A 21,389-nucleotide genomic window follows, 5' to 3' on the forward strand; every position below is an offset into this window, starting at 1 on the left:
ACATGTTCTCTTATCCGCCTTAAACAAAAATCGTCATTTCGACCGAAGCCGTGCAGTCTCATCGCACGGCGCAGTGGAGAAGCCCCGCATTTCGTCTTTTGCTTATCCCCACGCCCGCCGATAGCCAACCCCACGAAACAAATAGAGAAAATGCCCTACTGCCCATAAAGCCGATACCGAATCCAGTACGTCCCGTTACTCCAATCGATTCGGTTCCCATCCCGGCTGATCGTCCCCGCGATACTCGTCCCCTGCCAGTTCGTCGTCACACTCCACTTGCCGTTGAACGACCCAGTCGCCCTGTCCCCATTCTCATTCTGTAGCGTCAGGTTTCCTCGACGCTGCTGAATCGAGCAGGACAACGACCTGTTCCCATTCGGATACCATCGCCCATTCAGATTCGGAGCACGACGGCCGCCACCACCACCGCCGTTATAGCACCGCGTCCAGAAGGTCCCATTCGACCAATCGATCCGTCCGCCACTCAGCGTCCCCGTCACAAACTGCCACTCCGGCGCGACTATCTGATTATCTCCCTGCAGATTCCCAATCGAGGTACTTCCACTCTCATTCGTCAGGTTCAGCATCGGCCCGCTGGCGCTGATCGATGCCTGCTTCGAAGGATCTCCCTGCGCGCACCACGCCCCCAGAAATCCGCCCGGCCACTGCTGATTATTCCTTCGCTCCTGGTCCTGCTGTTGCTGCCTCTGTTGCGACGCATCCGGCGGAGGCCCCTGCGGATTTTGCGAGTCCGACGGCATCGTCGGCATGCTCGGCATCGGCGGTCCCTGCGGAATCTGAGGCGCCTGCGGTGGCGCGGGCATAAGCTGAGCCATCCCTGCCACCGTAAAGACAAGGCCACTCAACAATACACACAACGCTGCTCTGTTAAAGCGAACGAGACTCATCACGGCTCTCTTCCTTGCATGAAGGCGAAGCTACAATCCTCCCGAATCGCACGTCGGCAAATTAGAACATATGAAATCATTCGCCGCCATCATTTTGGGTGACAGTTCAGAGCTTCCGCGAAGCAAACTCACTTGGGACGATTAGCCGCTCTCGGCAGCGACAGCAACCTCGCCGCCAACACAGACAGCCGCTGAATTGGCTCTGCCAACTCCTCCGCCAGTGTCTTCGCATCCTTGGGCTCTTTGCCTGCACCCGCCAGATACACAATATTCGTAATGCTCTGCAACGGATTGTTGATCCGGTGAGCCAGTTCATTGGCCATTCCCGCAGCCGCAGCATGTACGGCCTGCTCCATCAGCAGCTTCTGCTGCCGTTGCTGTCTCACCCCCATCGCAGCGAAGTCAGCCAGCATCTGCATCATGCGAAGATCGCCTCCATCGAACGCCTCATCCCGTCCATGCGCCATGATCCAGATCGTGCCTCGCGTCTCCCCCGACACCCAAGGCAACAAAAGGCCGTCGGTCACCGTAGGCGCTTCGATCCCCATCAGATCGAAGAACCGCTGTGTCACGCGAAACAGCTGCGGCCGTCCCCGCTCAAGACACATCCCGCAGGCGCTGGGACTCCGTGGCAACGTCGCATTTAAGAAGCCTGCATACTCCCCCGCCGTCGCAACCCACTCGTAGAACTCCGCATCGTTCTTGTTCTCCCGCTCAATGCTGATCCCCGAGCTGTCGGCACCGCACAACTCCACCGCCGCATTCACCAGCTCCTGCAGAATCGTGTCCGGGTTCTCTACAAAAGCATGTCCCAGCCGGCTCATGCCCTCCATCTGCATCGCAACATTGCGCTCATGCAACAGTCTTCTCGCGAACGAAGCGTCCTCGAAGAGGTCGACTACCTCCAAACCGGTGTCCACTGCCATCGAAGTAAGCGCGCTCATCTCAAAACCTTCCTTGAATCTGGCTAAACGATTCTGACCCATCTGCTTGCGTGCCAAGTCGTCTGACCGTAGCCACATCGTGCTTCTCAAACCTGAAGCGTCAATCATACTGTTCGGGGAGGTAATGCAGATACTACTCCACAACCCACCCAAAAAACCTCAAAAAAACTGTCTCAACATGGCGCATTTTTCAGAGCCAAAAAACACGCGGCGAAATCACCACATCAGCCACGCATCTCACCACAACTACACCACCCAAATACCACGTCCAAAACACACTTTTTCCCAAAACACCCCTCAAAAACGCCCATAACGCGCAGTTCTCCCCCAGCCCAACACGCCGGAATGTTTTCTGAAAAAAATCTACCGCCGAACCCTCTCGATCGACACCGGAACCTGCTCCACAATCTCGATCCCGAACCCCTGCAACGCCGGCACGTGCGTCGGCGTATTGGTCAGCAGCCGAATCTTATGAATCCCCAGATCCGAAAGAATCTGCCCGCCCAGCCCCACCTGCCGCAGCGTTCGATGCGCCCTGTCATCACTTCCCTCGCGTGCCCGCTGCTCCCGATGCAGCACAATCCGCGCCGGCGTTACACCTCTATCCACGCCAAAACCCGCGCTGCCATTGTGCAGATACACCAACGCCCCCCTGCCCGCCTGCGCAATCATCTTCAGCGACTGCTCCACCACCGCCCTGCAATCGCACAACGTCGTAGAGAAAACATCCCCCGCCAGGCAGTGCGTATGCACCCGCACCGGCACCGGTTCCTTGCCGCTCACATCGCCAAACACCAGCGCAATATGCGACTCCCCACCATCGACCTCGCTCTCATAGGCGATCATGCGGAACTCCCCATGCGCCGTAGGCATCAACGACTCCGCGACGCGATGGATGTATCGTTCATTTTGTAACCGGTAACGGATCAAATCCGCCACCGTCACCATCAGCAGCCCATGCTCCGCGCAGAACTTCACCAGGTCCGGCACCCGCGCCATCGTGCCATCGTCATTCATAATCTCGCAGATCACACCAGCCGTAACTAGCCCAGCCATCCGCGCCAGATCCACCGAAGCCTCTGTCTGCCCGGCCCTCACCAGCACGCCACCCTTGCGCGCCCGCAACGGAAACACATGCCCCGGCCGCGCCAGATCATGCGCTGTCGATCGCGGATCGATCGCCACCTTGATCGTATGCGCTCTGTCCGCCGCAGATATCCCTGTCGTCACACCCTCCCGCGCCTCGATACTCTCCGTGAACGCAGTCCCAAACCGCGACGTGTTCTCCTGCGTCATCGGCCCCAGCCTCAGGTAATCCGCACGCTCCTCAGTGAGCGTCAGGCAGATTAACCCACGGCCATACTTCGCCATAAAGTTGATCGCCTCCGGCGTGACAAACTCCGCAGCCAGCGTCAGGTCGCCCTCGTTCTCGCGGTCTTCGTCATCCACAACGACCACCATTCGACCTGCCTTGATCTCCGCTACTGCTTCCGTCACGTCAGCAAACATATTCCCCGCCTTCCACTTGCATCTCTTTCGACGCATCCCATCTTACGTCCGTCGCAAAAAAAGAAACGCCACCCGCAATGGGCAGCGTCTTCTTTTTACAATCCGATGACAAGATCCAAACAACCACTTACAGCGTGGACTCGATCTCAAATCCCCATGCCTCAAGCAGCGCCTCAGGAATGTACTTCGAATTCTTGTTTCTGCGGGCCCACTCACGAAGCCGGGTCGAGCGAATGTACTGGTCGGGCGTTAGCTTGAACTCCTTCACAACCTGCTCGAACGATGTTACCGTTGGAACAACCGGCCCGATCGGCTCAGGCTTGCCCCAGTTGGGATTTCCACGACGCTTTGCCATATCTTTTTCAGTACCTCTTCACAATTTGATTTCCGCACATAGCGTTTTGCACACTGGGAAAGAAACGCAACCTTCATTCTAAGGCATTTATCCGGCAAAAGCAAACGTTTTGCCCCTATCTCTCAAGCGCTAGCGCTGTTGAGCCAGAGCGTAGAACTTCGCCATATCCGCCTTCATCTCCTTCAACGCATCCACATTCAGATAGACCATATGACCCGCCGGATAGTAACCAAACTGCACATTATTCACTAGCTTCTCCGGCAGATCCATGTGGCTCAGGTCGTACTCCGTTGAAAAGAAGGGCGTAGCCAGGTCGAAATACCCATTCGCCGAGAACACCCTCAACCTGGGATTTTTCCGTACCGCATCCGCCAGATCCACCGCCACATCCGGCGCCAACTGTTCCCCACCCCTCCCCGGCCCACTGCCGGGAGCCTTGTGCTTGAAGTCCCAGTTCTCATTCACGCCCGGCCCCGAGGTGTAGTAAGGCTCCTGGCTTAGATACTTCAACTCCTTCTGCAGGTATTCATGAAACGCCCCAACAAACACCCCGCTGATCCCCGTATCCGAAGGATCGTACCCAGGACTCTCCCCGGCCGAGTCCACATCCCATCCCATGAACCGCGCATCGTACCGCCCCAGCGTCCGCTCCTCCCCACGCAGCAGCTCCTTGCGAAACCGCGTGGCCGAGATCCGCAGCTTCGTCTCCTTCACATACTCCACGCTCAACCCGGTAATCGCCGCCAGCTTTGCAGCTATCGCGTCGAACTCCGCAGTCGGCAGCTTGTCTCCCTGCTGTAAGGCCTCTGCATAAGGTCCACGCGCAAAGACTCTCGCCTGCTCCACCCACTCCACCAAACTTAAACTCGTCTTCACTTTGTGGTAGTGATACGCAATCGCAGCGAACGAAGGCACGTACCCAATCGCCTCATAGTCCAGCCCAGGACTACGCCGGTTATAGTTCAAAATCGACGACAACAGTGTCACCCCATTGAACTCGATCCCGTCGTTCTGCAGTGCACTCACCAGCCCACCCGACCGCGTCGTTCCATACGACTCCCCAAATAAAAACTTCGGCGAGTTCCACCGTTGATTCGCCGTGATGTACCGCACAATAAACTTCTTGAATGCAAGAATGTCCTGATCGGTCCCAGCAAAGTCCTTCACCGTCCCCTTGCCCACCGCGCGCGAGTACCCTGTCAGCGGCGCATCGATAAATACCAGGTCGCTCTTATCTAGCAAACTATACTGGTTCTGCACCCACTCGAACGGTGCCGGCCCCGTTGCCTCCGGGCTCTGCGTCACCACTCGCACCGGCCCAAACGATCCTATATGCAGCCAGATCGACGCCGCCCCCGGCCCGCCGTTGTAAAAGAAGGTCACCGGGCGACTCTTCGCCTCAACCCCGTCCTCCGTGTACGCCACATAGAAGATGCTCCCGTTCGCCTTATCCTGGTCGTCCCGAATCAGCAGATTTCCCGCGGTCGCCGTGTAGTGAACCAACCGCCCGCCCGCGGCCCACTCATGCCTGGTCACCGAACTCGTCTCTGGCGGAACAGGCACACTCGCCTCTTCCTTCTTCGCGTCTACATCGCCCAAAGTCTTTGCCTTGCTCTCCGGTGTCTGCGAGAACACAGGCACGACCGCACCAACCATCAACCCCACCGCAGCGACAATGCAAAACATACGAGATACCGCAAGAAATCTGGTTGCTCTGATCTGAATCAATCCCACTCTCCCGGAACATACCGTCTCAACCGCACAGATCAAACCTCATTGGAACCAACGGCCCTTGTATGGACGCGATCATCATACCTTTCCGGCTGTTCGCCACAGCGTCTACCGGCATGCATCTTTTTTTCAGAGGGTCACGTCTAGTGGTATTGACTCTTCGTCTCGAACCCGCCACACAGCGCGAGAGACCGTCCTCACCGGCGCCGCCGCGGCAATAGGCAACGCCATCTACAAGGCCACCGGCAGACGCATCTGCGGCTGCCCCATCACCGGGGACAAGATCATGCAGACGACATGACTCTCTAACCCCAATTAACGGGGTGACACGAGTAGTTCACCAAGCAAGAAAAGGTATACAAGTCACGAAGTGACCGCCCTCCGCGCAGGAGGCCCGTCCGGCAGGACATCAAGCGGTATCAAGATGAAACGGAGTAGTGTATCTCTCCACTGGATACCCCTTCGCCTTCCAGGCATCCAGCCCGCCCTTCAAGAACTTAATCTTCGTGAAGTTGAGCGCCAATGCCCTCTCAAGGATCATCCGGCTCGTACTCTGACTGATGCAGGTGCAGTAGATCACCGAATCTTTTTCCTTCGGAATCAAAGAAGCCTGTTCAACAATCTCCTTTGGAGCAAGCCTCTTCGCTCCAGGAATAATCTCCGAGTGTGCCAGCAGATCCAGCGGCTGGCGAACATCGAACAGGAGAATATCCGAGTTCTTTTCCAGAAGATCGTATAGAGCGTCCGCCTCGATGCTGTGTGCCTCCAACTCACGCCTCCGCCGCAACTGCCTGATCCGTAGCAAACCGAACAGCAGAACCAGGAACCCAACCACGCAAATCGCAATCAGATACATGCTGCCTCCTCCAACGCGCCCTTTATTTCTATCTGATCATTTCCTTGTCACAAAAGATGCGGGAAATTCCAGCCAGTTCTGCGACCCACGTCACAATTGTTTTGAAACCCCTGAGATAGCAGGACACATGCTACTCTCTCCGTGATACTGAATATCAACCGACGATGGACATCAACCATGAGGACCTTCGCACAACTCTGTCTGGCTCTCTTGTTCACCGCTTGCATCGTGCCTGGCACTCAGGCCAGTCAACGATCGGCGTCCTCCCCGCCTGACGCTCATCAAACCCTCCCGGCAAAACCATCCCGTCCCAATCCAGACTCCGCCGGCAATTATCACGCAGGAGACGGCGTTACGGCTCCCAAGCTGATCCACTCCGTCGAACCGGAGTTCTCGGACAAGGCTCGGAAGAAGAAAGTCGGAGGCAACTGCCTTGTCTCTTTCATCGTTCGCACAGATGGCACACCCACAGACATACACCTCACGAGATCAATCGCCGATTCAGTCCCACAGAAGGACCGAGAGGTCGCGCTTACTCTCGATCAAAACTGTGTCAAAGCGGTGGAGCAGTATCGGTTCGAACCCGCAAGCTATCGCGGCAGTCCTGTTCCGTTTGAGCTTAAGGTCGAAGTGAACTTCCGGATCTACTAGACCCATCCCGAACTTCCACTACGCATCCCACTCGAGCCGCCTACCAGGTGTTCCCATCAGCCACTTCGCCCTCACGCGAAGATTATGCGAAACTCGAAGCAAGCCGCATGAACCTTACCTCCCTGCTCCACAAGACCTTCGGCCATGAATCCTTCCGCGCCAACCAGGAAGCCGTCTGCCGCGCCGCCACCGACGGACGCGACGTCCTGCTCGTCATGCCCACAGGAGCAGGAAAGTCTCTCTGCTACCAGCTCCCCGCCATCGCCCGTGGCGGCACTGCCCTCGTCATCTCCCCCCTCATCGCCCTTATGGACGATCAGGCCACCAAACTCACCGCCGCCGGCCTCCGCGTCGCTCGCATCCACTCCGGCCTCTCCCGTGACCAAGCCCGCCAGGCCTGCCGCGACTACCTCGACGGCACCCTCCAGTTCCTCTTTATCGCACCCGAGCGCATGCGCGTCCCAAACTTCCCCGAGATGCTTGCCCGCCGCAAGCCATCTCTCATCGCCATCGACGAGGCCCACTGCATCTCCGCCTGGGGTCACGACTTTCGCCCCGACTACCGCACCCTCGGCGACTTCCTCCCCGCCCTGCGCCCCGCCCCCGTCATCGCTCTCACCGCCACCGCCACACCCACCGTTCAACGCGACATCATCACCCAGCTCAAACTCACCCAACCCGACCGCTTCATCCACGGCTTCCGCCGCCACAACCTCGCCATCGAAGTCGTCGAGCTCTCCAAGCCGCGCCGCAACGAGTTCACCGCCAACCTCCTCAAAGAAAAATCCAACCGCCCCGCCATCGTCTACGCACCCTCGCGCAAAGCCGCGGAAGAACTCGCCTCCTCACTCGGTGGAAGCGCCGCTGCCTATCACGCCGGCCTCGACCCCGCAACACGCGAGCGTGTCCAACGACACTTCCTCTCGGGAAACCTCGAAGTAGTCGTCGCAACCATCGCCTTCGGTATGGGCATCGACAAAGCCGACGTCCGCACCGTAGTCCACACCGCGCTGCCCGGCTCGGTCGAGCAGTACTACCAGGAGATCGGCCGCGCCGGACGCGACGGCCAACCGTCCCGCACCGTGCTTCTTCACTCCTTCGCCGACCGCAAGATGCATGACTTCTTCCTGGAGCGCGATTACCCCGCTATAACCGATCTCACCCGCGTTGCCGCCCTCCTCTCCGACGACTACCAGATGCCCGACCTCCTCCGCCAGCGCCTCAAGATGGACGCCGAGACCTTCGACAAAGCCGTTGAAAAACTCATCGCTCAAGGCGCAGCCAACATCGACATGGGTGGCAACGTCCGTGCCGCCGAAGACGCCCCCCGCAGCGCAGCCTGGCGCAAAGGCTACGACGAACAGATCAACTTTCGCCGTTCCCAGATCGACCGCATGGTCCAGTTCGCCGAATCCGCACAGTGCCGCATGGCCGCGCTCATCCAACACTTCGGCGACACCGCCGACGGTCTCCGCCCCTGCGGCCACTGCGACTTCTGCTCCCCACAAAGCGCCACAGCCCAAACCTTCCGCCAACCCACCACCGAAGAAGAACGCCAACTCCGCGCCATCCTCCGCGCATTGGACGGCCAAACCCGCGCCACCGGTAAACTCCACACCGAACTCACCACCGGCCCCCTGCGTAACACCCCTGCCGCCGACCGAAAAGTCTTCGACACCCTCCTCGACGCCTTAACCCGTGCAGGACTCATAACGTTAAATTCAGACCAGTGGACCAACCCCGAAGGCAACGTAATCAATTACAAAAAAGCCTCACTCACCCACGAAGGCCGCACCCTCACCGGCCCATTGCCACCCGACCTTTTCCTCAAAGACGCCGGTACAACGACCTCAACCCCGCGCAAGAAATCCGGAGCAAGCAGTAAACCCTCCAAGGCCTCTCTCAAAGCCGAACGCGAACAAACCATCGCAGCCTACACTCCCGCACAAAGATCTCTTGAAACAAATCTCCGCGATTGGCGAAAGGCCGAAGCTGCAAAGACAGGCAAACCCGCCTTCATGGTCTTGTCCGATGCTGTCCTCAATGCGATAGTCCTCACTCGCCCCACCACCATTCCATCACTCGTGCAACTCCCAGGCATCGGCCCGCGCATCGCCGACACCCATGGCGCCACGATCATCGCCCTCTGCCGCGCCGAAGCTTCCTCCTCTCCGCCGATCACGACCGAAAAAGAACCGTCTTCACGACCGCACATTACAAGCAAGCTGAAGACCCTGCAATCGACCGCACCAAGAAAAGAATCGTCATCTTGGCCGGAGCGCAGCGGAGTGGAAAGACCCCCGCATTTTGCTGTAAACGGGACAACCTCCGCTTCTAGCGAAACCTTTCACCGCCAACGCATCACCACCACCGAACCCACCGGCGTCCTTACCCCCAGGCAGCAGGAGCTTGACGACCGCCTCCGCGAGTGGCGGAAATCCGAGTCCGAGCGTCTCAACCTCCCACTCTTCTTCGTCCTCGCCTCCACCACCCTCCGCAACATAGTTCTCGCGCACCCGCAAAGCCTTACGCAGCTAAAGTCCGTCCACGGTCTAGGCCTCGACAAGATCGAAAAGTTCGGCCCGGGAATCATCCAGGTTTGCACTACCTAAAACAAACTGAATCCCTATTCATTCATCCCTCTCTGTGCTAACGTCCGAAGCACAGGTCGATCTATGAGCGAAGACATAAACCTCCCCGACAACGCCCGCCACACCCCCCTCTCCATGGACGGCAATCCCACCATCGACGAGCGTGCCAACCACTGCTTCGGCTGCGGCCCCGCCAACCCCCAGGGTCTCCATCTCCGCTTCACCACCGACATCTCAAATCCCCAGGCCATCACCGCCACCTGCCACTTCCAGCTCGACCGAATGCACGAAGGCCCGCCGGGCCACATCCACGGTGGCATCGTCGCCGCGCTCCTCGACGAGGCCATGAGCAAGCTTAACCGCCCCCTGAACGTCCTCGCCATGACCCGACACATGGAGATCGACTACCTCCGCCCAGCGCCGCTCTACAAGCCGTTAGTCCTCATAGGCCGCCATCTCAGCCGTCCAGCAAAAGCCGACGGCACTCCTGGTCGCAAGCTCTTCCATCAGGGCGAGATCCAGCTCCCGGACGGCACAGTCCTGGCCCGCAGTAAGGGACTCTTCATAGCCATAGACGAAAAGCTCTTAGCTGCCGGCTTGGCCCAAACCGAAATCTAGCTGTCCAAGTAGCCCAACGGCCGACCGCATGCAGTTGATACCAACACCGGTATACACGCCACGAAGTAGCCGCCCCACGCCAACTGCTGGGGCAGGACAAGCGCAGCACACAGGGCAGCAGCTAACTACCCAGCTTCACCCCAGTACCCCTGATCCTCCAGAAAGTACTCCTCATCCCACGTATGCACCATCGTCTTGAAGAACATCCACACCATCCGCCAATGACCCAGCTTCTGAAACCGCCGGTTCGTCGTCAGCACCCGCCCCCGCACAATGCGAAACCGCTGCCGCGCCACGCCCTTCGATAGCAGATAGTCCTCCGCAAACAGAGCCCGCTCATTGAACCCACCCAGCGCCCAAAAAACCTCGCGGTCAAATAACATAAACATTCCCGTAGCGAACGGCTTCGTAAACGACCCCACCCTCTGCATCAGGTTATTTCCCGCGTACAGCAGATCATCGAATAGACTTCCCTGCCGGCAGGCAATATTTGTCGTAGCCAGGTGCAATCCCCGCCGTTCCATTCGCCAGAGCGCCCGTCGCAACAGCGTAGGCTCAGGCAGCTCCACATCCGCATCCAGAAACAGCACATACTTTGTAGTCGCCAGCTTAGCCCCCGCATTGCGTCCAACCGAAGGCAGCCCACCCGGCACCACCTCCACCGCCAACCGGTCGCGAAAGCCCAGCGCCACCTCTACCGTTCCATCAGTCGAACCCGCATCCGCCACCAGTACCCGCGTCTGCGCCATCCTCGCATAGTCCTGTCGGCAAAGAGATTCCAGCAGTCTAGGAAGCATCGTCACTTCGTTCTTGGCAGGAATCACGATCGTCAGTTCACCAACCATCCAGAGGCCTCCGTCGAGGCCCACATACCGCCCCGTAAGCGCAGCTTGAGGCCGCGACCTCACTGCCCTGATAAATTGCAGTTGAATTTTCAGCCAAATCCACCCTTGTTGACTCAACCTGGACAACATTGATTTTGGGTAAGCATCAACCGTAATCAGGAACCATAGGGATCCATTCAACGTACCTCAAGGCACACATTCCATACCGAGGCGCTTACAAATTGTTCCCTTCACGTTGTCTTATCGCGGTCACCAGCCTACTAACTCTTTCCATAGCCGCCGTCGCTCAGCATCCTCCTGCCGACGCGCCAGTCTCCATCATGGTGGTCGCAAACTTTCACATGTCCAATCCCGGCCACGATATCCATAATGTCAATGCCGGTGATGTGCTCCAACCCGACCGGCAGGCGGAGATCGAGAAGATCACGGGCGCCCTTGCAAGCTTTCATCCCACCGAAGTCATGGCAGAGTGGCCGGCTGACGTGGCTAGCCAGCGCTATGCCCAGTATCTCAACAGCACCCTTGCCCCCAGCCGCAACGAGGTCGTGCAACTCGGCTTCCGACTCGCAAAAGCCTCAAGGCTGAGCCATTTTTATGGCATCGATGCAGATGGCGATTTTCCCTACGAACCTGTACAGGTCTTCGCTCAGGCGCATGGGCAGTCACAACTTCTCGAGCGTGCCAATGTTGAGATGGAAGCCTCAACGCAAACGCAAACAGCTTTGCTCCAGTCCAAAGGCATTACCGCCACTCTGCGGTATCTCAACGATCCCGTCCTTCTCAGCCACAGCAACAGCTTTTATCGCCAGATGCTCAGCGTTGGCGCAGGCACGCAGCAGCCGGGCGCCGATCTTCTTACGGCCTGGTATCACCGCAATTTTCTGATCTGCGCAAACATAGTGCAGAACGCTCATCCGGGCGATCGCATCGTCATCTTCTATGGTTCCGGACACGCTTTTTTGCTCCGGCAGTGTGTAACCGAAACACCTGGCTTCGTGCTCGTCGAGCCGAACAGCTTTCTACCACAATAAACATTAGGCCGATCCGTGCCACCGCCACCAGAGCGCGGGGTCCGAATCGATACCATCATCCCCACATCGGCAGAGCTATAGGGCCGAGCTAAAATCGACTGCATGCCAGCCTCGTCACCTCTCCACCTGAACCTATGGAAGAAGCAACTCGGAGAGGTGCCCGACTCCGTATGGCAACAAACAGAGATCGAAACTCTCGTACTGGCCGACAATGAACTCACCCAGGTTTCCGGAGAGATCAGCCGTCTTACCAAGCTTCGCATGCTCGATCTAGGCCACAACAAACTCAGCTACGTGCCCCGCGAGATCGGCGACCTCCCCAGCCTCACCGACTTTCTCTATCTTCACGACAACGATCTAAGCTCGCTGCCCGAATCCTTTGCCAGGCTGACGCGCCTGCGCTACCTCAATCTCAGCGAGAACGCATTTCAAGTTCTGCCTGACTGCGTCTCCGGCATGTCTCGTCTACAGGAGCTTCGCATCTCCGACAACTCTCTGAAGTCCCTGCCCATCTCCATCGAACGCCTCTCACACCTTCGGGAGCTTCACCTCAGAAACAATAATTTGAGCACACTGCCAGACTCCATCAACCTTATGCACGATCTGCGTCAAATCGATCTCCGCGGCAATCCGCTCACCTATCTTCCACCTGCCATTGCGGGCCTCCCCCGATTAGAGAAACTAGATCTGCGCTGGGTCACAACGCTGAATGAGTGTGCATGGATCGCAGATCTGGAAGCACGAGGCTGCGCGGTTTACCGTTAGACGCACCGATTCCGATCCGATTAACCGCATCGTCCTGCCGAACGGGCCTCCTGCGCGGAGAGGTCACTTCGTGACGCGTATATGGGTCTCGGCAGTATCAGCAGCATAGTTCCTCACGCTGGCCGGCCTGAGCATCGCGAGGACCCCAAAGCTGCTAAACTTAAAGGCCTCGCGGACAATCAGGCAGCATCGTGCGCCCCACCGCCGCGCACCGCTCACAAGAAACCGCGCATCGTCACAAGAAACAAGGAGACACCATGGCAGATCACACCCACAACGGCAACTTCGGCACCCCGTCCCTCCGCCTCAAGCTCGGCCTCGCCGAGATGCTCAAAGGCGGCGTCATCATGGACGTCATGAACGTCGAACAGGCCCGGATCGCCGAGGAGGCTGGTGCCATCTCCGTCATGGCCCTCGAGCGTGTCCCCGCCATGATCCGCGCCGAAGGCGGCGTCGCCCGCATGGCCAGCCCCAAGCTCATCAAGCAGATCATCGGCGCCGTCTCCATCCCCGTCATGGCCAAGGCCCGCATTGGGCATTTTGCAGAAGCGCAAGTCCTGCAGCATCTCGGCGTAGACTTCATCGACGAATCCGAAGTCCTCACCCCAGCCGACGAGACCTACCACATTGACAAGCACGCCTTCACGACGCCCTTCGTCTGCGGCGCGCGCAACCTGGGCGAAGCCCTCCGCCGCATAGCAGAAGGTGCAGCCATGATCCGCACCAAAGGCGAGCCCGGCACCGGCGACGTCGTCCACGCCGTCCAGCACATGCGTCAGATCGTTCGCGAGATCAAGGCCCTTACCGTATTAGGCGATGAAGAGCTGTACAACGCCGCCAAGGTCCACGGCGCCCCGTATGAGTTAGTAAGAATGGTCGCCAAAGCCGGCAAGCTACCCGTTCCTAACTTCTCCGCAGGCGGCATCGCCACTCCAGCCGACGCAGCCCTCATGATGCAGCTGGGCGCCGAGACCGTCTTCGTAGGCTCAGGCATCTTCATGAAGGAGCGCGCCACACCACTCGACGTCGAGAATGACCCCAAGGAGCGTGAAGAGGCCGTCAGCCGCGCCCGCGCCATCGTCATCGCCACGACTCACTTCAACGACCCGAAGATCGTAGCCGAAGCCAGCGAAGCAGTCATAGGATCCATGAAGGGCCTCGCCGCCGCAGCCATCGAGGAGCAGCACCTCATGCAGACCCGAGGCTGGTAGCGCATAATCTTGCCCCGACCAGCGGGAGGACCCAAGCAGTCCGCCTCGCCTAAGCAAGGTACACAAGTCACGAAGTGACCGCCTCCCGCGCAGGGAGCCCGTCCGGCAGGACAATGCTATTTATTGAAAGTTTTTAAGCGGTTCCCAAGGCAAAACCACGATAGTCTTCCCCTGCCAGTACCCCATCACCCCACGCGACAGAATCCTGCCACTGGTCTCCACCTCGACAGAAAACCGATGTTCCGACATGAACTGCCCCGCCCCCGCCTCAGTCGGAAACACCACGAACTCCTCCGGATGTTCCGCAACATCTCGCCGCAGACTAGCCTGCACCGCAGCTGCGTCCTCCAGCGGCGTCACTGCCACAATCCGTCTCTCTGCAACAACGTCTGGTCGAACAAGTGGCACAACCGACGCTTCGGCCGACACACATCCCAGCAAAAGCACGACGCACGAACTAACCTTGGCCCGATGAACTCGCACCCCTTACCTATAGCGAAACACACTCCCCGCAACCATCCCCCAAACGGTGTATCTCGTGCCAGACCATCACTTGCCTAAACCATCGCCTCCTTCCCAAACGGCCTACCTGCGGCGCCCAAATCTTCTTCTGCACAACTTACCTTCCTGCACGCGCATCGCATTACAGACATTGAAAGTCAGCATCACAAGGGAGAAGTAAAAATGATGACAAAAAAGTTCTTGCAAACAGTCTGCGCCACTGCGGCTCTTACGATGTCCCTCACCGCCGCCGCCACAGCAGCCACCGACATGGCAAAGCTCGATGAACGCATTGAAGCCGCCCACGCGGTCCTTCACGAGCTCATGGCCACTCCCGACAAGGGCATCCCCGACGATATCGCCGCCAAAGCCACCTGCGTCGCCGTCGTTCCCGGCTTCAAAAAAGGAGCCTTTCTCGTCGGCGCACAGTACGGTCAGGGCGTAGTTACCTGCCGCACCGGTCATGGCTGGAGCGCCCCTGCCTTCATCCAGCTCACAGGCGCCAGCTTCGGCCTCCAGGCCGGCGGCCAGTCCACAGACCTTGTCCTCGTTGGAACCACCCATGACGCCTTTGACCGTCTGCTCCACGACAAGGTCAAACTCGGCGGCGACATCGGCGTAGCCGCAGGTCCCGTCGGACGAAACTCGCAGGCCTCCACAACCGACGCTGCCAATGCAGGTTTCCTCACCTACTCTCGTAGCAAAGGCCTCTTCGCCGGCGTTGACCTCACCGGCGATGTCGTCCACCAGAACACAGAAGATACCACCGCCTACTACGGCTCAGATGTTCCCTACGAAAAGATCCTGGGAGGAGATGTCCCCGCGAAGGCATCCTCTGAGCATTTCATACGCACTGTCAATCAGATGTTCCACGCCAGCGGCGCTCACTAAACACGTTCTTTCAGGCCATCAACGAAAACAAAAAGGCCGGACCCTGAGTCCGGCCTTTCATTTAAAATTCACATAGAGTTCGACCGACTTGATCTTCCTCAGTTGGCGGGGCAAGTTGGGTGCCGCATACGCAATCCCAATTCTCTACTTATCAATGGTCATCACGTACTTCGTTATTTTCTATTGGCTCTTGCGTTCGCACCGCAAGACGGCTCATGCCCTTATCGAACAGCAAGCTGGGCTCTGATTACAACGACCTCGCTACTTCTCGGCGACCTGGGTTTTTCCTCCGTAGATTTAGACTCATCTGCGAAAGGAATCACTATGCGTCGCTTTGTGTTGCTATCCCTGCTTCTCGTCAGTTCAGTTCCTGCGATCGCTCAACCGGGTGTTGTTTCAGAGATCAAGGGGCGCGAAGAGGAGTTCAGACAGGCAGAGCTTCACTACGACATGGTGGCGGCGGCGCAGATACTGGCCGACGATTTTGTTTTGATCTCCGCAAGCGATGGAAAACCTCACGATAAGAATTGGTTTCTGCCAATCATCGGGGACAGTTCAGATCCCATGGAGGCTCTTGACTACGGAGACATGGACGTTCGCATCTACCGCACTTCGGCAGTTGTCGTTTCTACTGTGCATGAAAAGTTCCTGTTCCACGGAAAGCCCGTTGAATACAGCGGCCCTCGTAACCGCGGTCTGGGTCAAGATAAAGCGACAATGGAGACTTGCCGCCATCCACGTTTCTCAAATTTCCTCAAAAGCTAATCATCCCCTGATCGATTGCGACAGCGGAAACTCTGGCAGGTGTCACTGCCTGGATTGGACAGGCTCCCCTCCTTGTGCAAACTGAAAATTGGAGTGTCCCATAAACTGAGACACGGAACGAAAGCCCATTTCCATCGAATGGAGGGTTGGATGCGGCGGAAGTATCGGGTATGGAGTTTGTCGGAGAAGCGAGAGCCGGTGGACCAGATGGTGACCTTCCGTCATGAGGCTCTAAATCCTGTCAAGCCCCTATCCTTCCTAAGCCATTGCTATACAGCCAGTTACACGTGGCGTATTGACCCCATCCAATCCTCTATACTGAAAGAGTAGCCATAAAACTCAGCAGGAAAACACGGAAAGGTGTATTCGCCGCTAAGTCCTTTGCTGAGACGAATTTGGACGTAAGCCGTTTGCCTGGACGAATTTACGAGGTTCGTCGCTTCGTAACTGATTGCTGGCAAAAGGCTTAGACGCGGCATACAGGGGAGGGGGGAGGGGTAGGCATGACCGGAAATCACACAACATCCAGCTCTCCGGCCATCGGCATACTCGCCCTCCAGGGTGCCTATGAAGCCCACGCCAGAACTCTGGCCGCCCTCGCCATCCCAACCCGGCTCATCCGCACACCGGACCAGCTCTTCACCTCGGACGGCCGCACTCCCAGCCGCATTCCAAGCGGCACTCCAGCTGGCACTCCAGCTATTGACGGCCTCATCATCCCCGGGGGCGAGTCCACCACCATGCTCAAGTTCCTCGAGCGCAATGGCTTCCTGGACTCCCTCGCCTCCTTCGTTCGCACCGTCCCCACCTTTGGCACCTGCGCCGGAGCCATCCTCCTTGCCAACGACGTACAGAATCCCCCGCAGATCTCCCTCGGCGCGCTCGACATCACCATCGAACGCAACGCCTACGGCCGCCAATTGGACTCCACCATCCTCACCGCCCCCACCAAACTGCCCGGTGGCCCCCTCGAGATGGTCTTTATCCGCGCCCCTCGCATCACCCGCACCGGCCCTCAGGTCGAAACCCTCGCCACCCGCGACGACTACCCCGTCCTCGTCCGCCAGGGCCACCTCCTCGCCGCAACCTTCCACCCCGAGCTCGGCCACGATCCCCGTGTCCACCAGCTCTTCCTCGATCTCGTCCAAAACCATCTCAGCGTTAGTTCGTTGAAAGCATAAATCTCTGAAACCGGACCTGCCGCCGATTACCGAATCCCACATCTGGCCAATTTACGACTTCTTTATACCGTAGCAACTAACATTAAAGTGTGAGTTCCAGACCTATCCAGACAGATGCGCTCGAGCCCGGAAGATCTGAAGAGCAATTCCTTCTCTTCACCGGCAACAGGAAGCAGATCGACAACATAACCAGCGCAATTGACATCAACATGCTCGCCCCTCTTCTGGTCGGAGTGGCTGCAGCGCTCATCTTTGTCATCCTCTACGCCTTCCTCATCGGCAAGCTAGGCTGAAGCGCTCTTCCCTTACCTCGCGGACGAGATATCCTGCATAGGTGATCTCCTCCCACCTTACGAGCGCTTGTCTCCCCGGTCTCTTGCTCGATCGCGCTGCAAGCCGCAGTCCATGGCTGTTACCCAGAGACGCCAGCGTCCACGGCCTCGCCCTCGATGACCACCTCCTTCTCAACCTTTGGATCGCCCTCGCACTCCTTGTCCTCGCACACCTGATCCTCCTCATCGGCCTCCTCACCCGGCGACACTCCGCACCCACTCGCCTCTGGCGCATCGAGTACCTCCCGCTCGCCGCCCTTGGCCTCCTCTTCGCCGTCCTCACCCTCAAGGCCGAGCGCCTCTGGGCTGCCTCCCGCTACACCGGAGCCTCCCCTACAGCCCTCCAGGTCGAGGTCACCGGAGTCCAGTTCGCCTGGTACTTCCGCTATCCCGGCCCCGACGCCACCTTCGGCCTTACCCAACCCAAACTCGTAGCCCCCGGCGAAGGCAATCCCCTCGGCCTTAGCCTAGCCGACCCGCACTCTGCCGACGACTTCGTCTCCTCCCAGCTCGTCCTCCCCGCCAACCGTGAGGTCGACCTCCGCCTCCGCGCCCAGGACGTCATCCATGGCTTCTCCATCCCCGAGATGCGCCTCAAGCAGAACGCCGTCCCCGGCCAGACCATCCACCTCCACTTCACCCCCACCACCCCCGGCACCTACGCCATCCTCTGCACCCAGCTCTGCGGCCTCGGCCACTACCGCATGAACGCCACGCTCCTCATTCTGCCCCGAGACCAATTCGCATCCTGGCTAGCCGCAAAACAAAAGGCGGCCCCATGACTCCTCCCTTCAACACTCCGCCAGCACAACCGCAGCCAGCAAATACCGCAGGGAAAAAGCGCCGCGCAGCCCTCTTCCCTCTCCGCCTCTTCAGTATCGATCACCGCATCATCGGCATTCAGTACCTAGTCCTTGCACTCATCTCGGTAGTCATCGGCACAGTGCTCTCCCTGCTGATGCGCATTCACCTCGTATGGCCTGACTGGCATCTCCCCCTCCACGGCCCCATCCTTCCCGAAGACTACCTGGCGCTCGTCACTATCCACGGCACCATCATGCTCTTCTTCGTCCTCACCACCGCCCCACAAGCTGGTTTCGGCAACCTCATCCTCCCCGCTCAGATTGGCGCTCGCAGCATGGCCTTCCCTGCCCTCAACGCCGCCAGCTTCTGGCTCACCGCCGCAGCGCTCCTCACGCTCCTCAGCTCAACCTTCGTCCCCGGCGGAGCCGCCATCTCCGGATGGACCGCCTACCCACCCCTAAGCGCAGTCGCCAGCGCAGGCCCCGGCCAGGCCCTCGGCATGGATCTCTGGCTCGCCTCGATCGCCCTCTTCGCCATCGCATCCACGGCAAGCTCCATCAACACGCTCACCACCATCGTTCGCAACCGCTGCCACGGTATGACCTGGGAGCGCCTCCCACTCACCGTCTGGGGATGGTTCACCGCCGCTCTCCTCAGCATCATCGCCTTCTCCGTCCTGCTCGCCGCCATCCTGCTCCTCTTCTGCGACCGCCACGCCGGCACCAGCTTCTTTCTCCCCACCGGCGACCTGGTCAACGGCATCCTCCATCAAGGCGGCAACGGCAGCCCCCTCCTCTGGCTACACCTCTTCTGGTTCTTCGGACACCCCGAGGTCTACATCGCCATCCTCCCCGGCATGGGCCTCACCTCCATGCTCCTCGCAAACTTCAGCCACCGCAAAGTCTTCGCCTACCGCACCATGATCCTCACCACCCTCCTCATCGGCCTCCTCGGCATTCTTCTCTGGGGACACCACATGTTCGTCGCCGGCCTCAACCCCTTCGCCAGCTCCGCCTTCTCCATCTCCACCATGGCCATCGCGCTTCCTGCCGCAGCCAAGGTCCTAAGCTGGCTCGCCACCACCTGGCGCTCCCGCCCGTCCTATAAAACCCCAATGCTCTTCGCCCTCGGCTTCGTCAGCCTCTTCCTCACCGGAGGCCTCACCGGCCCCATCCTCGCCCAGCCCATTCTCGACGAGTACCTTCATAACACCTTCTTCGTCGTCGCCCACTTCCACCTCATCATGGCGATGGCCGGCATCTTCGGCCTCTACGCCGCCACCTACTATTGGTTCCCTCTCCTAACCGCAACAAGGCAGCACCCCGGCCGCCTCCTCTCCGAACCCCTCGGCCATCTCCACTTCTGGTGCACCCTCGTCGGAGCCTACGCCGTCTTCCTTCCCATGCATCTCACCGGCCTCGCTGGCGAACCCCGCCACTACGCCCAACTCACCGGAATCCCCGGCCCAGGCGGCTCCCTCAGCCCCGCCGGAGCTCTCCTCTCCCACACCCTCCCGCTCAACCGCTTCATCACCTACGCCGCCATCTTCCTCGCCACCGCGCAGCTCGTCTTTCTCTTCAATCTCGTCCGCAGCCTGCGCAAAGGAGACTTTGCCTCGTCTAACCCATGGCAGGCCACGACGCTCGAATGGCACCCCTCCATGAATCCTTTCACCGCACTAGCCGCATCCGATACACCAGAGATGTCAGTTCACCGCGCTCCATGCCACTATCAATCAAATAGGTCCGAAGTTTCGTTCCTGCCGCAATGGGAGCCCGTCCCGCTCGCGCTCGACGAAATCGAAGACGCCACAGACACAAAACCGGAGTAAGCTGTCCATTACGCGAGCACCCAGAGGGCAACTTCATGCCGGCAACCATCACTCCCAATAAAACCGAGCAGGACCGAAAACGCCGCGTTGAAGACCACGACAACGGCTCAGGCCGACGTCCGCCAACCGACAAGCGAACCGGCGGCGGCGGAGACAACGACAACTGGAATGATCGCCCCAATGGCCGCCGCGGCCCCTATGAACGCCTCCATCGCTACCGCATGGGCCTTTTCTTCGCCTTGGCTAGCGACCTCATGTTCTTCGTTGCAATCGTCAGCACCTTCTTCGTCAACCAGTCCACCGGCCACTTCGACGCCTACAACCACTACGTCAACGAGTGGCTCCCCACTACCATCCCGCCCATCCTGTGGCTCAACACCGCCGTCCTTCTTCTCAGCTCCGCCGCCATCGAGTTCGCCCGCCGCAACATGTTCCGCGAGACCGACGTCATGGACGAATGGCTGGGCCTCGGAAAGCCGATCACTCGCCGCGCCCTGCCCTGGCTTGCCGCCACCATCGCTCTCGGCATCCTCTTCCTAACCGGTCAGTGGATCGCCTGGCGCCAGCTCGCTCTCCAACACATCTTCTTCAAAACCAACCAGAGCAGCCACTTCTTCTATCTCATCACCGGCGTACACGCGGTCCACCTCTTCCTCGGTATCGCAGGCCTCCTCACCGCCTTCACCGGCCTCTATGTCTCCCGCCAGCTCGAAACCCGTCAGATCCTGGTCGACGGTGCTGCTTGGTACTGGCACACGATGGGCCTCCTCTGGCTCTTTCTCTTCACCCTTCTCGTCTTCTTCCAATGAGCCGCGTCTCCCGAAAAACTCTCCTCGCATGCATTCTCTTCGCCGCATCTCTCAAAAGCCCTCTGCCCATCCACGCCCAGGGTTGCACTCAATGTCAGGACAACACCGCCGCAACCCCACCTCAGACCCAGGCCGCCTACCGCCACGCCATCATCTTTATGACCGTCACCGCCGGCACACTATTCCTCGGCACGCTGATCCTCTTCAAACGCCACCGCTAGCTCAACCGTCAGATCTCTTCCTCCAGGGAAACTTCAACG

At 58.9% G+C, this 21,389-nt stretch carries 23 protein-coding genes; 15 read left to right on the top strand and 8 right to left on the bottom strand.

The genetic code is table 11. The annotated features are described in order from the left end of the window. Nucleotides 1–155 precede the first annotated feature (155 nt). The 5 genes from HDF08_RS08515 to HDF08_RS08535 form a co-directional block, all read right to left on the bottom strand. On the bottom strand, nucleotides 156–908 hold the full coding sequence (locus HDF08_RS08515; protein ID WP_179638044.1) for a hypothetical protein: 753 nt from the start codon (nucleotides 906–908) through the stop codon (nucleotides 156–158). A 128-nt stretch (nucleotides 909–1,036) separates the two neighbouring features. Then, nucleotides 1,037–1,852 (bottom strand): GAF domain-containing protein, encoded by an 816-nt coding sequence (locus HDF08_RS08520; RefSeq protein WP_179638045.1) that lies wholly within the window; start codon nucleotides 1,850–1,852, stop codon nucleotides 1,037–1,039. 363 nt (nucleotides 1,853–2,215) lie between these two features. Next, nucleotides 2,216–3,397: a 3,4-dihydroxy-2-butanone-4-phosphate synthase gene (gene ribB / locus HDF08_RS08525; RefSeq protein WP_257030927.1), complete on the bottom strand. Its 1,182-nt coding sequence runs from the start codon at nucleotides 3,395–3,397 to the stop codon at nucleotides 2,216–2,218. A gap of 91 nt (nucleotides 3,398–3,488) precedes the next feature. Then, nucleotides 3,489–3,716, bottom strand: coding sequence for a hypothetical protein (locus tag HDF08_RS08530; RefSeq protein WP_020713518.1), 228 nt, complete (start codon nucleotides 3,714–3,716; stop codon nucleotides 3,489–3,491). A 129-nt stretch (nucleotides 3,717–3,845) separates the two neighbouring features. Continuing rightward, nucleotides 3,846–5,402, bottom strand: a complete 1,557-nt coding sequence (locus HDF08_RS08535) for a S10 family peptidase (protein WP_179638046.1) — start codon at nucleotides 5,400–5,402, stop codon at nucleotides 3,846–3,848. Nucleotides 5,403–5,508: 106 nt separating this feature from the next. Here HDF08_RS08535 and HDF08_RS08540 point away from each other — a divergent pair, with 106 nt between their 5' ends. Next, a complete protein-coding gene (locus HDF08_RS08540) occupies nucleotides 5,509–5,748 on the top strand; it encodes a hypothetical protein (RefSeq protein ID WP_179638047.1) in 240 nt (79 codons plus the stop codon). A gap of 108 nt (nucleotides 5,749–5,856) precedes the next feature. On the opposite strand, the gene HDF08_RS08545 is transcribed toward HDF08_RS08540, so the two are convergent. After that, nucleotides 5,857–6,303 (bottom strand): rhodanese-like domain-containing protein, encoded by a 447-nt coding sequence (locus HDF08_RS08545; RefSeq protein WP_179638048.1) that lies wholly within the window; start codon nucleotides 6,301–6,303, stop codon nucleotides 5,857–5,859. Between the two features lie 177 nt (nucleotides 6,304–6,480). Here HDF08_RS08545 and HDF08_RS08550 point away from each other — a divergent pair, with 177 nt between their 5' ends. The 3 genes from HDF08_RS08550 (at nucleotide 6,481) to HDF08_RS08560 (ending at nucleotide 10,163) form a co-directional block, all read left to right on the top strand. Further along, entirely contained in the window at nucleotides 6,481–6,954 is a 474-nt protein-coding gene (locus HDF08_RS08550; RefSeq protein WP_179638049.1) for an energy transducer TonB, read from the top strand. 107 nt (nucleotides 6,955–7,061) lie between these two features. Continuing rightward, entirely contained in the window at nucleotides 7,062–9,566 is a 2,505-nt protein-coding gene (locus tag HDF08_RS08555; RefSeq protein WP_179638050.1) for a RecQ family ATP-dependent DNA helicase, read from the top strand. 63 nt (nucleotides 9,567–9,629) lie between these two features. Next, a complete protein-coding gene (locus HDF08_RS08560; RefSeq protein ID WP_218884528.1) occupies nucleotides 9,630–10,163 on the top strand; it encodes a PaaI family thioesterase in 534 nt (177 codons plus the stop codon). A gap of 125 nt (nucleotides 10,164–10,288) precedes the next feature. On the opposite strand, the gene HDF08_RS08565 is transcribed toward HDF08_RS08560, so the two are convergent. After that, nucleotides 10,289–11,071, bottom strand: coding sequence for a glycosyltransferase (locus tag HDF08_RS08565; RefSeq protein ID WP_353068889.1), 783 nt, complete (start codon nucleotides 11,069–11,071; stop codon nucleotides 10,289–10,291). Nucleotides 11,072–11,229: 158 nt separating this feature from the next. Here HDF08_RS08565 and HDF08_RS08570 point away from each other — a divergent pair, with 158 nt between their 5' ends. The 3 genes from HDF08_RS08570 (at nucleotide 11,230) to pdxS (ending at nucleotide 14,015) form a co-directional block, all read left to right on the top strand. Beyond that, on the top strand, nucleotides 11,230–12,039 hold the full coding sequence (locus HDF08_RS08570; protein ID WP_179638051.1) for a DUF5694 domain-containing protein: 810 nt from the start codon (nucleotides 11,230–11,232) through the stop codon (nucleotides 12,037–12,039). A gap of 102 nt (nucleotides 12,040–12,141) precedes the next feature. Then, complete coding sequence (locus HDF08_RS08575) at nucleotides 12,142–12,804, top strand: leucine-rich repeat domain-containing protein (protein ID WP_257030928.1); 663 nt, start codon at nucleotides 12,142–12,144, stop codon at nucleotides 12,802–12,804. A 257-nt stretch (nucleotides 12,805–13,061) separates the two neighbouring features. Beyond that, nucleotides 13,062–14,015, top strand: coding sequence for a pyridoxal 5'-phosphate synthase lyase subunit PdxS (pdxS, locus tag HDF08_RS08580; RefSeq protein ID WP_179638053.1), 954 nt, complete (start codon nucleotides 13,062–13,064; stop codon nucleotides 14,013–14,015). Nucleotides 14,016–14,135: 120 nt separating this feature from the next. On the opposite strand, the gene HDF08_RS08585 is transcribed toward pdxS, so the two are convergent. After that, on the bottom strand, nucleotides 14,136–14,381 hold the full coding sequence (locus tag HDF08_RS08585; protein ID WP_179638054.1) for a hypothetical protein: 246 nt from the start codon (nucleotides 14,379–14,381) through the stop codon (nucleotides 14,136–14,138). Nucleotides 14,382–14,699: 318 nt separating this feature from the next. On the opposite strand from HDF08_RS08585, the gene HDF08_RS08590 reads away from it, so the two are divergent. The 8 genes from HDF08_RS08590 (at nucleotide 14,700) to HDF08_RS08625 (ending at nucleotide 21,350) form a co-directional block, all read left to right on the top strand. Beyond that, on the top strand, nucleotides 14,700–15,407 hold the full coding sequence (locus HDF08_RS08590; RefSeq protein ID WP_306459671.1) for a lipid-binding SYLF domain-containing protein: 708 nt from the start codon (nucleotides 14,700–14,702) through the stop codon (nucleotides 15,405–15,407). A 324-nt stretch (nucleotides 15,408–15,731) separates the two neighbouring features. Then, nucleotides 15,732–16,172: a nuclear transport factor 2 family protein gene (locus HDF08_RS08595; protein WP_179638055.1), complete on the top strand. Its 441-nt coding sequence runs from the start codon at nucleotides 15,732–15,734 to the stop codon at nucleotides 16,170–16,172. A gap of 503 nt (nucleotides 16,173–16,675) precedes the next feature. Further along, nucleotides 16,676–17,353: a pyridoxal 5'-phosphate synthase glutaminase subunit PdxT gene (gene pdxT / locus HDF08_RS08600; RefSeq protein ID WP_179638056.1), complete on the top strand. Its 678-nt coding sequence runs from the start codon at nucleotides 16,676–16,678 to the stop codon at nucleotides 17,351–17,353. A gap of 89 nt (nucleotides 17,354–17,442) precedes the next feature. Next, nucleotides 17,443–17,646 carry a hypothetical protein gene (locus HDF08_RS08605; RefSeq protein WP_179638057.1) on the top strand — a complete coding sequence of 68 codons (204 nt, stop codon included), beginning with the start codon at nucleotides 17,443–17,445 and terminating at the stop codon, nucleotides 17,644–17,646. 41 nt (nucleotides 17,647–17,687) lie between these two features. Then, nucleotides 17,688–18,467 (top strand): cupredoxin domain-containing protein, encoded by a 780-nt coding sequence (locus HDF08_RS08610; RefSeq protein ID WP_373563145.1) that lies wholly within the window; start codon nucleotides 17,688–17,690, stop codon nucleotides 18,465–18,467. After that, entirely contained in the window at nucleotides 18,464–20,320 is a 1,857-nt protein-coding gene (locus HDF08_RS08615) for a cytochrome c oxidase subunit I (RefSeq protein WP_179638058.1), read from the top strand. The genes HDF08_RS08610 and HDF08_RS08615 overlap by 4 nt, the downstream gene beginning before the upstream one ends. Nucleotides 20,321–20,355: 35 nt before the next feature. Continuing rightward, nucleotides 20,356–21,129 (top strand): cytochrome c oxidase subunit 3, encoded by a 774-nt coding sequence (locus tag HDF08_RS08620; RefSeq protein WP_179638059.1) that lies wholly within the window; start codon nucleotides 20,356–20,358, stop codon nucleotides 21,127–21,129. Beyond that, nucleotides 21,126–21,350 carry a hypothetical protein gene (locus HDF08_RS08625; protein ID WP_179638060.1) on the top strand — a complete coding sequence of 75 codons (225 nt, stop codon included), beginning with the start codon at nucleotides 21,126–21,128 and terminating at the stop codon, nucleotides 21,348–21,350. Before HDF08_RS08620 ends, HDF08_RS08625 begins: the two co-directional genes overlap by 4 nt. Nucleotides 21,351–21,389 lie beyond the last annotated feature (39 nt).

The organism is Tunturiibacter empetritectus (assembly GCF_013410875.1).
GTDB lineage: Bacteria > Acidobacteriota > Terriglobia > Terriglobales > Acidobacteriaceae > Edaphobacter > Edaphobacter empetritectus.